Here is a 14,617-nt window from a genome sequence, read left to right on the forward strand (position 1 = left end):
GATCAGTCGTGCTGTTGAGACTGGCGTACTTGGGCGTGACGAACGCGTTCGCGATGCTGCGGCTGCTGCCGATGAGCGACCGTGAGAAAGACGTCGAGACCCTGCCTTTGCGCCACCAGATCGGCGTTCTGGAGCCGCAGCTGAACAGGCAGCAGGTTCGGTTCCACGCGAGCGACCGGGCGTTCCTGGCGTCGCTCCTCCATGGCGTGCCAGGGGAAGTGCTGCGCCGGATGCGGCTGCTGGTGCGGCCGGACACCGTGCTCCGCTGGCACCGCAACGTCATCGCCCACCGGCACGCCGCCCAGCCCCGACCCAAGCGCGGAGGCCGACCGCGGACCGTTTACTCGATCCGAGCCCTCGTACTGCGCCTGGCCAGGGAGGTGCCCCGCGAGCCGCACCATTTCCATCACTCCGGGCGAACTTGGCGGCCAGCTCGGCGGCGACGGCGACCGCCTCGGCGTCGTCGGCGATCACATGGGTCATCGCGCGCTCCCGGCACCGGCGAAGGGGACCTGGGCGGCGGGGGCCACCTGCTGCCCGTACGGGTGCCGCCACAGACCCTGCGCCTGAAGCTTCGGCAGAACGCCCTCGCCGAACCAGTACGCCTCCTCCAGATGCGGATACCCGGAGAAGATGAACTCCTCGATCCCCGACGCGGCGTACTCCTTGATCCGCTCGGCAACCTCGGTGTGGCTGCCGACCAGGGCGGTCCCCGCCCCGCCCCGCACCAGACCGATGCCCGCCCACAGGTTGGGATGGATCTCCAGCCCGGTGGGGGTCCCCCCGCTCGAGCGAAGCCGAGAGTGGGGGAGGCTCCCACCCCCGTGCAGGGCCAGCATCCGCTGCTGTCCCTCCGACTCGCTGAGGGCAAGCCCGGCCTGAACCTGCCGCACAGTCTCCGCATCGAAGCCCGCCAGCAGCCGCTCCGTCTCGGCCCAGGCCTGCTCGGAGGTGTCGCGGGTGATGACGTGCAACCGGATTCCGAAGCGGACGCTGCGACCCTCCTTCGCGGCCAACCCCCGGATCCAGGCGATCTTCTCGGCAACGGCGGCGGGCGGCTCACCCCAGGTGAGGTAGACGTCGACATGCCTGGCGGCAACTTCTCCGGCGATCGGCGAGGAGCCCCCGAAGTACACCTCGGGCACCGGGTCGGGCACCCGGGCCAGCCTGGCGTCCTCGACCTGGAGGTGCTCGCCGGCGAGGTCGACGGTCTTGCCCTCCCACAAGCCCCGGACGATTTCCAGGAATTCGCCGGTACGGCGGTACCGCGCGTCCTTGTCCAGGAAGTCCCCGTAGGCCCGCTGCTCGTGGCTCTCGCCGCCGGTGACGACGTTGAGCAGGAGCCGTCCACCGGTCTGCCGCTGGAAGGTGGAGGCCATCTGCGCCGCGAGCGTCGGCGAGACGAAGCCGGGGCGGAAGGCGACGAGGAACTTCAGACGCTCGGTGTTCTGGCTGACCATGGCGGTGGTCAGCCACGCGTCCTCGCACCACGCGCCGGTCGGCGTGAGAGCGCCGACGAAGCCGAGGTCCTCGGCGGCGCGGGCGATCTGGCTCAGGTAGGCGACCGTCGGTGGCCGGTCGCGCCCGGACTGCGTGGCGGGGGTGCCGTGGCCGCCGCCGACGACGTGGCGGCTGTCACCGTTGGTGGGCAGGAACCAGTGAAAGGTGAGGGACACGTGGGGGCTCCGATCGGTGTTCGTCAACGTGCGTCAGAGGAGGCCGTGCCGGGGCGGCCTGGTGCCGTTGAGCACGTAACGGCCGATGTGCTGGACCTTCCAGCGGGCAGGGTCGTGCAGGGTGTGGGTGCGCGCGTCGCGCCAATGGCGGTGCAGGCCCAGGGAGTCGAGGGCCGAGCGGGTGCCGGAGACCTCGAAGAGGGCGCTTGCGACCTCCACGGCGGCCTCGGCCGCCGTCACTTTTGCGGTGGCCACCGCGATCGAGGCCTCGGCGGCCGAGTCGTCGGTCAGGTCGGCGCGGGCGTCGTCGACCACGCGGGCGGCCTCGCGGAGCAACGCTCGGGCAGCCCGTTCTCTGATCGCCAGTTCGCCGAACCGCTGGATCAGCAGCGGATCCTCCGCGGCGGTCGCGTGCCCCTCGGCGGCGCTCTCGAACCAGGGGCGGCTCTTCGTACGGACGAACTCCACCGCCTCGGCCAGCGCCCCGGAGGCGATGCCGGCGTCGATGGCCGCGTGCAGCAACTGAGCCACCGCGCCGTGGAGTTGGGGGCCCTGGAAGGTGAGGTGGTGTGGCACGACGCGGTCGGCGGGCACGGGCACCGACTCCAGGCGGACGGTTCCGCTGGCGGTGGTGCGCTGTCCCATGCCGTCCCAGTCGTCCACGACCGTGAGGCCCCGCGCGTCGCGCGGGACGTACGTCACGTGCAGGGTGTCGTCCTCGGTGCGGGCGAGGACGGGGATCCAGTGGGCGAACAGCGCGCCGGTGGAGTAGTGCTTGACGCCGTCGAGGACGTACGACCCGTCCGGGAGCCGGGCGAGGCGGGTGCGGATGTCCTGGACGTGCTGGGTGCCCGCCTCGGACTGGGCGTTGCCGAACCGCTTGCCGGCCAGTACCTCGCCGAAGAAGAACTCCTGCTGCTCGTCGGTCCCCTGCCGGCGCAGCACGTTGACGTACACGAAGTGGCTCTGCGGGATCTGGGCCAGGCTGGCATCGGCGGCGGCCAGCAGTCGGAAGATCTCGGCGAGCGTGTCCGCACGGACGTCCGCGCCACCGAACCGGGCGGGCACGGTCACGGCGAGCAGCCCGGAGGCGGACAGCCGCTCCAGCTCCGCGTGGGGGAGCCTGCGCCGCGCGTCCCGCTCGGCGGCGCCCTTGCGGAAGTCAGCGGCCAGCTCCGCGGCCACGGCGAGGGCCTCGGCGTCGTCCGCGATGACGTGCGCGGCGCTCATCCGGCGGCCGCCAGCAGCGTCGTCCGCTCGCCCAGCGCGGCCGAGAACTGGTCCGTGACCTGCGCCAGAGCCTCGGCCGATCCCGGCGCGACTTTCAGCGTGCCGTCCTCGCCCACCGTGATGTCCTTGTCGAGCGTGAACCAGCCCGGCGTGATGTGCGCGGGGCCCATGGAGGCCAGCACCGGGCGCAGGGCGTAGTCGATGGCCAGGACGTGGGCGGTGGTGCCGCCGGTGGCCAGCGGGAGGACCGTCTTGCCCGCCAGGGCGTACTGCGGGAGCAGGTCGAGCAGGGACTTCAGCAGTCCGGAGTAGGCGGCCTTGTAGACGGGGGTTCCGATCACCACCCCGTCCGCCTGCTCGAACAGGGCGGTGGCCCGGACGATCGCCGGGTGAGCGAAGTCGGCCCCGAGCAGCGCCTCGGCAGGCAGGGTACGAACGTCCAGCGCAATCACCTCGTGCCCCTGGGCGATGAGCCGCTCGTCCAGGTGGCGCAGCAGCCGAGCTGTGCGGGAGGTGGCTGAGGGGCTTCCGGAGACGGACAGGACAGTGGCCATGGGAGGACCTTTCGGTTCGTCGTTTCGTGTGCGGGCCGCGGTCAGGCGTGGGCGGCGGCGGGCTCGGACGCGGCTTCCTGTGCCTCCAGTTCGCGCACCAGGGGCAGCACCCGCTTGCCGAAGTACTCGACCTCCTCCAGGTAGTGCAGGAAGCCGAGGAGGAAGAGGTCGACGCCGAGCCGCTTGTAGGCGACGATCCGTTCGGCGATCTGCTCGGGGGTGCCGATCAAGCCGGTGCGGAAGCCGTCGTTGTACTGGACGAGGTCCTCGAACGTCGAGTCCTGCCACATGCCCTTGCCGTCGCCGGTGGACGGACCGGCCTGCTGGACGGCGTCGCGGAAGCCGTGCACGGCCTGTGTGTCGGCCTTGGCGACGATCTCGCGGAGCGTCTCGCGGGCCTCGGCCTCGGTGTCGCGGGCGATGAGGAAGCCGTTGAGGCCGAACTTCGGTGCCGTGCGGCCCGCTTGGACGGCGGAGGAGCGGACGTCCTGGATCTGCTCGGTGACGCCGTCGAAGTCCTTGCCGTTGGAGAAGTACCAGTCGGAGACGCGGCCGGCCATGGCGCGCGCGGCGGTGGAGTTGCCGCCCTGGAAGATCTCCGGGTGCGGACGGTCGGGGGTGTTCAGCGGCTTGGGCTTGAGGGAGAAGTCACGCAACCGGTAGAAGTCACCGGCGAGCTCGGCGTGGTCCTCGGTCCAGATCTTCCGCAGGGCGCGAATGAACTCCTCTGAGCGCCGGTAGCGTTCGTCGTGCTCCAGCCAGGGCTCGCCCAGCGCGGTGAACTCGCCCTTGAACCAGCCGCTGACGACGTTGACGGCGAAGCGGCCGTTCGACAGGTGGTCGGCGGTGGCGCCGAGTTTGGCGAGGACGCCCGGGTGCCACAGGCCGGGGTGGACGGCGGCGATGACCTTCAGCCGCTGGGTGGCGAGCAGCAGGGCGAGGCTGAAGCTGGTGGACTCGTGCTGGTACTCGGCGCCATAGCTGGCCATATAACGGACCTGGCTGAGCGCGTAGTCGAAGCCGTTGTTCTCGGCGAGGACGGCGAGTTCGCGGTTGTAGTCGTAGCCCCAGTCGGTGCGCTGCTCGACGGTGCTGGTGACCAGACCGCCACTGACGTTCGGCACCCAGTAGGCGAAGCGGACGGGATCGGATCCGGGGTATGCGGAGGATGCGGGCATGGGAACTCCTGGCAGGAGAATGCTGCGCGGGCAGGACGAATGAGCTCCGCGGAATTCAGGCACGCTGGAGCGGCGTTTCCGGGAAAGCCGTCGTCACGACGGAAATGAGCCGGGACCGGAATTCACGGAAGGAAGTCACAGAGGGAGCGGGTGGGAGGGTTTCGGGTGCGCTCAGACCCGACAGCGACAGGAGGCGCTGGAAACACGCGCAAGGTCGACGTGGCGTCGCCGCGTGAGGTCCTGTCGCTTCATGCCATCGATCGAACCAGGTGGGAGTCCGGCCGGTCAAGAATGCCCGGATGTGATTCCACATGGTGAGAGTCGGTATTCACGAGGTTGTGACAGGGATTCCCTTGAACCCGGTCCCCGGGCGGGCGCAGTCTCCTGTTCGTGCGTATCGAACAGCTCGAATACATCGCTGCCGTCACACGGCTCGGTTCGCTGCGGCGCGCCGCCGAGGAACTGCACCTGTCCCAGCCGGCGCTCAGCGAGACCGTGCGCAATCTGGAGCGCGAACTCGGCGTGGACCTGCTGGAGCGCAAGCGGTCCGGGGCGAAGATCAGCGACGAGGGACGCGAGCTGCTGCCGCACATCATGAGCGTGCTGGACGCGGTCGACCGGCTGCGCGGCGCGGCCGGCGACCAGCACCGCATCAGCCGCATGGTCCGGCTCGGCACGGTGAACACGGCTACCGTGCCGCTGGTCATCCCGACCGTGCGCGAGTTCCGGGCCTCGCACCCGGTCACCCAGGTGGAGTTGGTCGGCGCACAGCAGGCCGACATCCACCGCGGGCTGTTGGAGGGCGCCTTCGACCTGGGACTGGTGAACTACCTCCGGGGCGACGACATGCCACCCGGCTTCGAGACGACGGAGTTGCTCTGCGGCCGGCCGGTGGTGTGCGTGCGTCCGGACAGTCCGCTGGCGGCCCTGGATGCGGTGGACGCGGACAGTCTTCTGGCCGAGCCGCTGGTCGTGATGCGGTCCGGCTATGTGATGCACCGTTTCGTGCACCGGCTGCTCCGCGGCCGGACGCCGTCCTTCTCGTACTCCACCGACGGCGCGGAGATGGGCAAACTGATGGTGGCCGAGGGGCTGGGGGCCACGGTGCTGCCGGACTTCAGCGTCGTCGGCGACCCGCTGGAGCGACGGGGCGCGATCACTGTGCGGCCGCTCGCGGGGGATGCGACCGACGTACTGCTGGTACTGCAGCGCCGCCATTCCGGCTCCGTTCCGCGGGCGGTCCGCGACCTGTACGAACTCTTCGTGCGCAACGCCCAGGCGTACGGCACTTCTTCGCGACGGCTGACGGAGGGATGATCCCGTGCTCATCGTCATGGGCGACCTGACCGGCACCGGCAAGACCACGCTCGCCCGTCTCCTGGCGGCCCGGATCTGCGCGGTCCCTCTGCGGGTCGACACCATCGAGCAGGCGATCGTCCGTTCCGGGGCGGCCCGGCGCCCGGTTGGTCCCGTGGGCTACGCCGTCGGATATCCCCTGGCCGAGGAACATCTGCGGCAGGGGCTGACCGTGATCGCGGAATCGGTCAATCCGCTGAGTGTGACGCTTGACGCCTGGCGGGACACGGCCGTCAGGGCGGGCGTGCGTGTCGTCGAGGTGGAAGTGGTGTGCTCGGATCCGGCGGAGCGCCGGTGCCGCGTGACCTCGCGCTCGGCCGACATTCCAGATCTGCCGCTGCCGGACTGGCAGCAGGTCGTCGACCGGGAGTACGAGCCGTGGGACCGCGAGCGCGTCGTCGTCGACACCGCGGGACGGAGCCCGCAACAGTCACTGGCTCTGCTCCTCCGGGGCCTGGCATCGGGCTGACCGGTACCGGGCGGCTGTGCAAGCACGCGGCTCGGCCAAGTCGTCGCGTACGTCCGGTGGTTCAAGCACCTCGATGCCGGGACCCGAAGTCCAAGAAGCGGCGTCGGGCCACGGGCGGAGAGCCGCGGCGAAGGACGCACACGAGGTCGTCTCAGCATGGTTGTCTTCACGTGGTCGCCTTCACGCAAAAGGTCTTCCGCTGTCGGCGCGGTGACGAGGCGGGCCGCGCCGAAGCGGTCGCGTGCAGCCGGTCGGTGGGGTACTCCCGAACGTCAGCTCGACTGGAAGGAGTGACCCCGGCGGCGCCATTCCTCCGCGAGCAGTTCGTATGAACGGACCCGGTCCGTATGGTCGTGGGTGATGGTCGTGATGAGCAACTCGTCGGCGCCCGTGGCCTCCTGGAGCCGTTCCAACTGGTCGGCCACCCGGCCCGGTGAGCCGACGAACTGGGTGTCGAGGCGGTCCTGGACGAGGGCCCGGTCCTCGTCGGTCCATGGGTGGGCGCGCGCTTCCTCCGGCGTCGGATACTCGATGGCGCCCTCGGCGGTGCGGATGCTGCGGACCCACGGGCCGTAGCCGGTGGCGAGTGCGCGGGCGGTGGCGTCGTCCTCGGCGACGACGACGTCCGCCGAGACGCTGACGTACGGCTTGTCGAGGAACTCGGAAGGCTGGAAGAAGGACCGGTAACCCTCCACCGCCTCCAGGACCGTGCCCGGGCTGACGTGGTAGTTCGCCGCGAACCGCAGACCGCCCCGGCCCGCGACAGCGGCGCTCTGACCACCGCTGCTGCCCAGGATCCACACCTCCACGTCGGCGCCCTCCCCCGGCACGACGTGCGCCTCGACGCCCTCCGGGGAGCGGTAGGTGCCGGCGAGTAAGGCGAGGATGTCGTCGATCTGCTCGGCGTAGTCCTGTGACTCGGCGCCCGGCAGGAGAAGCAGCCTGCGCTGCAGCGCGATGCGGGGTGACCCGAGCAGATGCTCGAAGGAGAAGCGGGGCGGGATCAACAGGCCGTTCGGGGTGCGGCCGTCGACGACCGGGGTCGCCGTCGGCAACGGTGCGGCCGGCTGTCCCGGCGGGCGGCCGCCCGAGCGGCCCAGGCCCAGATCGAAGCGGCCCGGGTGCAGCGCGTCGAGCAGGCCGAACTCCTCCACCGTGGACAGCGCCGTGCGGTGCCCGAGCTGCACGGCCCCGGAACCGAGCCGGATGGTGGAGGTGGCGGATGCGGTCAGGGCCAGGACGACTGCGGGGGACGTGCCGGCCACGCCCGGATTGAGGTGGTGCTCGGCGAACCAGTAGCGGGCATATCCGAAGCGCTCGGTCTGCTGTGCGAGGTCGATGGAGTTGCGCAGGGCATCGGCTGCCGTCGAGCCGGAGGGGATCGGGACCAGGTCGAGAACGCCGAGGGCAATATCAGACATGGGCGGACTCCTGGGTGAGCGGTGGCGCCGGAAGCACGGGTCCCCACCCGAACGGCGGGTCCGGGATCTCGCGGCGCAGCACGGGGGCGACCTTGGACTGGAACAGCTCGAGGGAGGCACGGTGCTGGGACTCCGTCAGCCCGCTCGCGTCGGCGTGCAGGTGGAGCACGGTGTGCCCGAACTGTTCGTGGTAGCGGTGCACCTTGTCGATGACCTGTTGCGGGCTGCCGATCAGGGCGGAGCTGCGTTCGACGAAGTCCTCCAGGGTCTCGAAGACGACCGGCAGGCCGGCTTTCTTGAAGAACGCCAGGGTGGACTCGAAGACCGGCCGGTACCCAGCCAGCGCCTCCTGCGAGGTGCGGGCGATGTAGATGCCCGCCGTGCCCGCGCCGACGGCGATCTGCGCCGGGTCGTGGCCGTAGTGCTCCCACCGCTCGCGGTAGTGGCGGATCAGCTCGGCATACGGCTCGATGGGGTTGGTGACGTTCGCCGAGAACAGCGGGTCGCCGTAGCGGGCAGCCAGGTCGACGGACTCCTTGCTGGTCGCGCTGCCGTGCCAGACTCGGACCGGCCGCTGATACGGGCGCGGCCACACCTCGGCGTCCGTCAGCGGGGGACGGAAGCGGGTCTCGGCGGTGACCTTGTCCTGGCGCCAGATCTTCCGGAAGACCTCGTAGCTCTCGGCGTTGCGGTCCCACTGGTCCTCGGGCGTGACGTGGAACAGGTCGCGCTGGGCGGCGCCGTTGCCCTTGCCGATGATCAGGTCGAGGCGCCCGTTGGACAGGTGGTCGAGGGTGGCGTAGTCCTCGTATGCCCGGACCGGGTCCAGCAGGCTGAGCGTCGTGACGGCCGTGAACAGGCGGATGCGCTTCGTCAGGGCGGCCACATGGCTGAGTACGACGGTCGGTGAGGAAGAGATGAACGGCCGCTCGTGGCGCTCCCCCACGCCGAAGCCGTCGAAGCCCAGCTCCTCGGCGAGCAGCGCGTTGTCGAGGACCTCGCGGAAGCGGTCGTGGGTCGGCTTCTGTACCCCGGTGATGGGATCCGGGCGGTGCACGATGAGTGTGACGGCGAGGAATTTCACGACGCCACCTGCTCCTCGCCCCGCATGTCGTCAGGGTGGGCGAGGCCGAGGTGGTGGCGGAGGGTAGGGCCCTCGTAGTCGGTGCGGAAGACGCCCTGTTCCTGTAGGAGCGGTACGACCTTGTCGGCGAAGTCGTCCAGGCCGGTGGGGGTGATGTGCGGGACGAGGATGAAGCCGTCACTCGCGTCCGCCTGGACGTACCCGTTGATGGTCCGGGCGACGGTCGCCGGGGAGCCGATGAAGTTCTGCCGGTTGCCGGTCTCGATGACGAGGTCGCGGATGGACCAGTTGTTGGCGGCGGCCAGCTCGCGCCACTCGCGGGCGGTGGCCAGCGGGTCGCGGTACATGCGCACCTGGGCGCGGCCCTTGGAGATGTGGTTGTCGCTGACGTCGGGGTCGATGTCGGGCAGCGGGCCCTCAGGGTCGTAGGAGGACAGGTCCCGGTTCCAGACGAACTCCAGGTGCTTGAGGGCGGTGGCGCCGCTGACCTGCTGCCTGCGCACCTGTACGGCGAGTTCCTCGGCCTCGGCGTCGGTGTCGGCGAGCACGAAGGAGGCGGCGGGCAGGATCAGCAGCTGGTCGGGGCGGCGGCCGTGCTTGGCGAGGCGGTTCTTGACGTCCGTGTAGAAGGCCCGGCCGCCCTCAAGGGTGGCGTGGCGGCTGAAGATGGCGTCGGCGCTGGAGGCGGCGAACTCGCGGCCCTCGTCGGAGTCACCGGCCTGGAAGATCACCGGACGGCCCTGCGGTGAACGCGGGACGTTGAACTGGCCGTGGATGTCGAAGTGTTGCCCGCTGTGGACGAAGGAGCCGGCCTTCGCGTCCCGGAGGAAGACGCCCGTCGCCTGGTCGGCGATGATCTCGTCGCCGTGCCAGGAGTCGAAGAGCTCGTTAGCGGTGGCCAGGAACTCCTTGGCGCGGGAGTAGCGCTCCGACTGGGGCAGGAAGCCGCCGCGGCGGAAGTTCTCGCCGGTGAAGGCGTCCCAGGAGGTGACGACGTTCCAGGCGGAGCGGCCGCCGGAGAGGTGGTCGAGGCTGGCGAACTGGCGGGCCACCTCGTAGGGCTCGTTGAAGGTGGAGTTGATGGTGCCGGTCAGGCCGAGGTGATCGGTGACGGCGGCGAGCGCGGCGAGGACGGTGAAGGTGTCGGGGCGGCCGACGACGTCCAGGTCGTAGATCTTGCCGCCCTGTTCGCGCAGCCTGAGGCCCTCGGCGAGGAAGAGGAAGTCGAACTTGGCGCGTTCGGCGGTCTGTGCGAAATGCACGAAGGAGCTGAACTCGATATGGCTGCCGGCCTTCGGGTCGCTCCACACGGTGGTGTTGTTGACGCCCGGGAAGTGGGCGGCCAGATGGATCTGCTTCAGCGGCTTGCTCATAGTGGGTGCGGTCCTTCCGGGTCAGGCGGTCGCTGCGGCGTAGCGGTTGGCGGGGCGGGGCAGGCCCAGCAGGCCACGCAGGGTGTCGGCCTCGTAGGCGGTGCGGAAGGCGCCCCGGCGCTGGAGTTCGGGGACCAGGCCCTGGGTGATGGCGGGCAGGTCGTGCCCGGCGACGGCGGGCCGCAGCCGAAAGCCGCTCAGGCCGTTCTGCGCCGACTCCTGTAGCAGATCGGCGAGTTGGACGGGCGTACCGGCGAATATGCGTGCGTCGCTCGTGTACGGCTGCCCCGCGAGGGCGTCGAGCCGGGCACGCCGGTCCTCGGCAGCGGCCTGATCATCGTCCAGGAAGACCACCAAGTCCCCGAAGATGTACAGGGGTTCGTCGCCACGTCCGGCCGCCTCCTGCTCGGCACGGATCTGGGCGACGATCGCACGTGCCTGCTCGGCGTCATGCGGGGTGACGTAGCCGACGTCGGCCTGGCGGGCGACCAGCCGGTACGGGACGGTCTGGTGGGCGAGGGCGGTGACGAGGGGCTGGCCCTGCGGTGGTCGCGGGGTGATGGAAGGGCCCTTGACCCTGAAGTGCTTGCCCTCGAAGTCGATGTAGTGCAGCTTGTCGCGGTCGATGAAGCGGCCGGTGGCGACGTCGCGGATCTCCGCATCGTCCTCCCAGCTGTCCCAGAGCCGGCGCACCACCTCGACGTAGTCGGCGGCCTCGTCGAACAGATCGGTGAGCCTCTCCTGTCCGGCCGGCGTCTGCAGTTCCTCCAGGCTGATCGGCGGGAAGGTGCGGCGGCCGAAGTGCTCGGCCTCGTGCGGGCGGGCGGAGATCTGCACGCGCAGGCCCGCGCGGCCGCTGCTGACGTAGTCGAGGGTGGCGATCGCCTTGGAGATGTGGAAGGGCTCCGTGTGGGTGGCGATCACCGTCGGCACCAGGCCGATGTGCCGGGTGAGCGGGGCGATGCGGGAGGCGATCAGGACGGCGTCGAGGCGGCCGCGGACCTGGTCGGTGCGACCATCCGGCTCGCCGTAGTGCGAGGACTGCAGGCCGAGTCCGTCCTCCAGGGTGACGAAGTCGAGCAGGCCGCGCTCGGCCTCGGCGACCAGATCGGCCCAGTATCCGGCGGTGAACAGGTCCCGGGGGCGGGCGGTTTGCTCGCGCCAGGAGGCGGGGTGCCAGCCGGTGCCGTCCAGTGCGACGGCAAGGTGCAGGTGGGAAGGGAGAGTTGAGGCCACGAGGGTACCTTCCTGGAGGTCCGTACGAGATCGCCGGGCCGCGGGAATCGGGGCGCACGGCGGTGGGCGACCGCAGGGAGATGGGGGTCCCCCGGCCGAAGGCTGGGGGAGGGTCAGGAACAACAGAGGGCGCCGGCCACGCGCTGGAGGTCGATGTGGGGCCGGCTGTGGAGGCGGACGGCACGCGGTACACGTGTCACGCGGCCCACCTCCGAGTCATCGCCCTCGACAAGGACAACGACACGGCTATGCCGTTTCTTCCAGTACGGCGACTTCGGTCTGCCGTACAAGTGAGAAGACCGTACGGCGGCGCAGGCTGAAGCCGATCGACTCGTACAACCGGATCGCGTTCGCGTTGTCGGCCCTGGCGTGCAGAAAGGGCTGCTCGCCGCGCTCCTTGATGCCGGCCGCGACGGCGCGGACCAGGCGGGTGGCCAGACCCCGGCCGCGATACGCCGGGTCGGTGCACACGGCGCTGATCTCGGTCCAGCCAGGTGGATGGAGGCGTTCGCCGGCCAGGGCGATCAGGCGGCCGCGGTGGCGGATGCCCAGGTAGGTGCCCATCTCGAGGGTGCGGGGCAGATAGGGGCCGGGTTCGGTGCGGGCGACCAGGTCGAGGATCTCGGGCACGTCGGCCGGGCCGAGCCGTACGGCCTCGGGGTCGGCCTCCGCGCGCAGGCCGGTGTCCACGAGCTGGACGCCGTGTCCGGTGCCGACGACCTCCCAGCCCTCCGGCGCCTCGGTGACGCCCCGCACCGAGGCGGTGCCACCGGGGCCGACGAGCGCGGCGAGATCGCCCCAGGCGCGCGGGTCGTCCTCGCCGGAGACGGCGTGGAAGGGAGCGACGTCCTGGTGATAGCGGGCGGCGTGGCCGATGCGTTCGGCGAAGTGGGCGTGGGGTCCGGTGAGCGCGGCCCAGGCGGGGTTGTCCAGGATGTGCGGGAAGCTGGCGTCGAGGGTGGTGACGGACATGGTGTGGCGGTCTCCGGGGTGCGGCTCGGGGTGTCCGGCGCGCGGGGACTCCATCGCGGGGCGGTGGTGGAGTCCCCGGCACACGGTGGTCAGGAGTTGTCGAGCGGCAGTCCGGGCGGGTTGACCTCGGACTTGGCGACGGCCTCGTTGGAGAGGTTGTAGGCCTTGAGCCACTCGGCGTACTGACCGTTCTTGATCAGGTAGTTGATGGCGTCGGCGAGGGGCTTGGCGAGGCCGCTGTCCTTCTTCGCCGTTGCCGCGATCAGGCCCTGGAGGCTCGCGCCCGCGCCGGAGTAGGTGCCCGCGGTGCGGGTGGCGTTGGGCGTGTTGGCGACCTGACGGTTGTGGTAGGCGAAGCCGGGGTTGGGACCGAAGGAGGCGTCGATCTTGCCGCTGTTCAGGGCGAGGTAGGTGCTGGGGCTGTCCTGGAAGTACTTGACGGTGAGCTTCTTGCCCTCCTTGGCCAGCTTCGCCTTCCACTCCAGGAGGATCTTCTCCTGGTTGGTGCCGGAGCCGACGGCGATCGTCTTGCCGGCGAGGTTCTCGTAGTTGCCGTCGAAGTTCCAGGTGCTCTTCTTCGGCACGATGAAGGCGAGGTTGTCCTGCCGGTAGGAGGCGAACTCGTATTTCTTCTTGCGCTCCTCGGTGTCGGTGACGTTGGAGAAGGCCACGTCGACCTTGCCGCTGTCGATGCCGACGAAGAGGTTCTCCCAGGTGGAGTTCTTGACCTCGGGCTTGAGCCCGAAGACCGCGGCGACCAGGCGGCCGAGGTCGGGTTCGGAGCCGGTGAGGGTCTTCTGGTCGCCGCCGACGTAGGCCAGCGGCGGGAATCCGGCGGGCAGGGCGCCGATGCCGATCTCCAGCTTGCCGCTCTTCTTGATGGCGGCGGGCAGTTCGGCGCTGATGGACTTGACCTCGGAGACCTTGATGGTGCTCTGGGTGGCGGCGCCGTTGGAGACACGTCCGATGACGACCTCGCCGGACTTGGCGGCTTCGGTGGTGGTGGCCGCGTCGCTGTTGCCACCGCAGGCGGCGAGCCCGGTGGCCAGGGAGGCGACCGCGGTCGCCGCGGTGATGCCGCGTATCAGGCTGCGTCGGGTGAAGTCGGTGGGCATGGCCGTTCCTTGTCGCTGAAGGTGATGAGGGTGGCGTGGGGGGAGGTCTTGGGGGTGCGGCGGGTCAGAGGACCTTGCTGAGGAAGTCCCTGGTCCGCTCGTGCCGCGGCTGGTCGAGGACCTCGGAGGGCGGGCCCTGCTCGATGATCTTGCCGCCGTCGATGAAGACGACCCGGTCGGCGATCTCGCGGGCGAAGCCGATCTCGTGGGTGACGATGACCAGGGTGGTGCCGCTGGTCGCCAGGTCCTTGATGACGGCGAGGACTTCACCGACCAGTTCGGGATCGAGGGCCGAGGTGGGCTCGTCGAAGAGGATGACGCCGGGGCGCAGTGCGAGGGCGCGGGCGATGGCGACGCGCTGCTGCTGGCCGCCGGACAGTTGCCGCGGGTAGGCGCCGACGCGTTCACCGAGGCCGACGCGTTCGAGGAGTTCCTTGGCCAGCTGCCGCGCCTCGGGCTTGCCGAGCTTTCCGGTGGCCACGGGGGCGGCGGCCACGTTGTCCAGGACGGTCAGGTGCGGGAAGAGGTTGAAGTTCTGGAAGACGAACCCGATCCGCCCGCGCTGGGTGAGGATGGCCCGCTCGCTCAGCTCCTTCAGGCGGTCGCCGTGCCGCTTCACGCCGATCAGCTCGCCGTTGATGCTGACGTAGCCGATCTCGGGCTTCTCCAGGTGGTTGATGACCCGCAGCAGGGTGGACTTGCCGGAGCCGGAGGGGCCCAGGATGACGGTGACCTCGCCAGGGCGGACGGTCAGGTCGACGCCGTCCAGTACCCGGTGGGTGCCGTACCACTTGTGCACGTCGTGGACCTCGACGGTGGCGGCCTCGACGTCTTCCACGGCTTCGAGCGTCTCGGCGGTCATACGGCCCTACCTTCTTGAGTGCGTCCCGCGAGTTCGCGACTCTGGGACTGCGCGGGTGGGGCAGGGATGGTTTTCATGCTGGCTGCCCTTG

At 70.1% G+C, this 14,617-nt stretch carries 16 protein-coding genes; 2 read left to right on the plus strand and 14 right to left on the minus strand.

Annotation, left to right across the window (positions count from 1 at the left end):
* Positions 1–2: 2 nt before the first annotated feature.
* From ACZ418_RS42270 to ACZ418_RS42295, 6 genes are all read right to left on the minus strand, one after another.
* Positions 3–401 (minus strand): hypothetical protein, encoded by a 399-nt coding sequence (locus tag ACZ418_RS42270; RefSeq protein ID WP_468374043.1) that lies wholly within the window; start codon positions 399–401, stop codon positions 3–5.
* Positions 402–479: 78 nt separating this feature from the next.
* Complete coding sequence (locus ACZ418_RS42275; RefSeq protein ID WP_468374046.1) at positions 480–1,676, minus strand: LLM class flavin-dependent oxidoreductase; 1,197 nt, start codon at positions 1,674–1,676, stop codon at positions 480–482.
* A gap of 33 nt (positions 1,677–1,709) precedes the next feature.
* Positions 1,710–2,906, minus strand: a complete 1,197-nt coding sequence (locus ACZ418_RS42280; RefSeq protein WP_468374048.1) for an SfnB family sulfur acquisition oxidoreductase — start codon at positions 2,904–2,906, stop codon at positions 1,710–1,712.
* Complete coding sequence (ssuE, locus tag ACZ418_RS42285; RefSeq protein WP_468374051.1) at positions 2,903–3,460, minus strand: NADPH-dependent FMN reductase; 558 nt, start codon at positions 3,458–3,460, stop codon at positions 2,903–2,905. Before ssuE ends, ACZ418_RS42280 begins: the two co-directional genes overlap by 4 nt.
* 41 nt (positions 3,461–3,501) lie before the next feature.
* On the minus strand, positions 3,502–4,638 hold the full coding sequence (gene sfnG, locus ACZ418_RS42290) for a dimethylsulfone monooxygenase SfnG (protein WP_468374053.1): 1,137 nt from the start codon (positions 4,636–4,638) through the stop codon (positions 3,502–3,504).
* 171 nt (positions 4,639–4,809) lie between these two features.
* Positions 4,810–4,890, minus strand: a complete 81-nt coding sequence (locus ACZ418_RS42295) for a putative leader peptide (protein ID WP_361249745.1) — start codon at positions 4,888–4,890, stop codon at positions 4,810–4,812.
* Between the two features lie 138 nt (positions 4,891–5,028).
* On the opposite strand from ACZ418_RS42295, the gene ACZ418_RS42300 reads away from it, so the two are divergent.
* Positions 5,029–5,955 carry a LysR family transcriptional regulator gene (locus ACZ418_RS42300; RefSeq protein ID WP_468374056.1) on the plus strand — a complete coding sequence of 309 codons (927 nt, stop codon included), beginning with the start codon at positions 5,029–5,031 and terminating at the stop codon, positions 5,953–5,955.
* A gap of 4 nt (positions 5,956–5,959) precedes the next feature.
* Complete coding sequence (locus ACZ418_RS42305) at positions 5,960–6,463, plus strand: P-loop nucleotide/nucleoside kinase family protein (RefSeq protein ID WP_468374059.1); 504 nt, start codon at positions 5,960–5,962, stop codon at positions 6,461–6,463.
* 272 nt (positions 6,464–6,735) lie between these two features.
* Here the strand turns inward: ACZ418_RS42305 and ACZ418_RS42310 are convergent, their stop codons facing one another.
* The 8 genes from ACZ418_RS42310 to ACZ418_RS42345 form a co-directional block, all read right to left on the minus strand.
* On the minus strand, positions 6,736–7,884 hold the full coding sequence (locus ACZ418_RS42310; protein ID WP_468374062.1) for an LLM class flavin-dependent oxidoreductase: 1,149 nt from the start codon (positions 7,882–7,884) through the stop codon (positions 6,736–6,738).
* Positions 7,877–8,968 carry an LLM class flavin-dependent oxidoreductase gene (locus tag ACZ418_RS42315; protein ID WP_468374065.1) on the minus strand — a complete coding sequence of 364 codons (1,092 nt, stop codon included), beginning with the start codon at positions 8,966–8,968 and terminating at the stop codon, positions 7,877–7,879. The genes ACZ418_RS42310 and ACZ418_RS42315 overlap by 8 nt, the downstream gene beginning before the upstream one ends.
* Positions 8,965–10,341 carry an NtaA/DmoA family FMN-dependent monooxygenase gene (locus tag ACZ418_RS42320; protein ID WP_468374068.1) on the minus strand — a complete coding sequence of 459 codons (1,377 nt, stop codon included), beginning with the start codon at positions 10,339–10,341 and terminating at the stop codon, positions 8,965–8,967. The genes ACZ418_RS42315 and ACZ418_RS42320 overlap by 4 nt, the downstream gene beginning before the upstream one ends.
* A 21-nt stretch (positions 10,342–10,362) precedes the next feature.
* Positions 10,363–11,577, minus strand: a complete 1,215-nt coding sequence (locus tag ACZ418_RS42325) for an LLM class flavin-dependent oxidoreductase (protein ID WP_468374070.1) — start codon at positions 11,575–11,577, stop codon at positions 10,363–10,365.
* 113 nt (positions 11,578–11,690) lie between these two features.
* A complete protein-coding gene (locus ACZ418_RS42330; RefSeq protein ID WP_362035493.1) occupies positions 11,691–11,786 on the minus strand; it encodes a putative leader peptide in 96 nt (31 codons plus the stop codon).
* Positions 11,787–11,823: 37 nt separating this feature from the next.
* A complete protein-coding gene (locus ACZ418_RS42335) occupies positions 11,824–12,549 on the minus strand; it encodes a GNAT family N-acetyltransferase (RefSeq protein ID WP_468374075.1) in 726 nt (241 codons plus the stop codon).
* 89 nt (positions 12,550–12,638) lie between these two features.
* Positions 12,639–13,664 carry an ABC transporter substrate-binding protein gene (locus ACZ418_RS42340; protein ID WP_468374073.1) on the minus strand — a complete coding sequence of 342 codons (1,026 nt, stop codon included), beginning with the start codon at positions 13,662–13,664 and terminating at the stop codon, positions 12,639–12,641.
* Positions 13,665–13,728: 64 nt separating this feature from the next.
* Positions 13,729–14,526 (minus strand): amino acid ABC transporter ATP-binding protein, encoded by a 798-nt coding sequence (locus ACZ418_RS42345; protein WP_385313184.1) that lies wholly within the window; start codon positions 14,524–14,526, stop codon positions 13,729–13,731.
* Positions 14,527–14,617 lie beyond the last annotated feature (91 nt).

It is taken from the genome of Streptomyces sp. NPDC030820 (genome assembly GCF_055572075.1).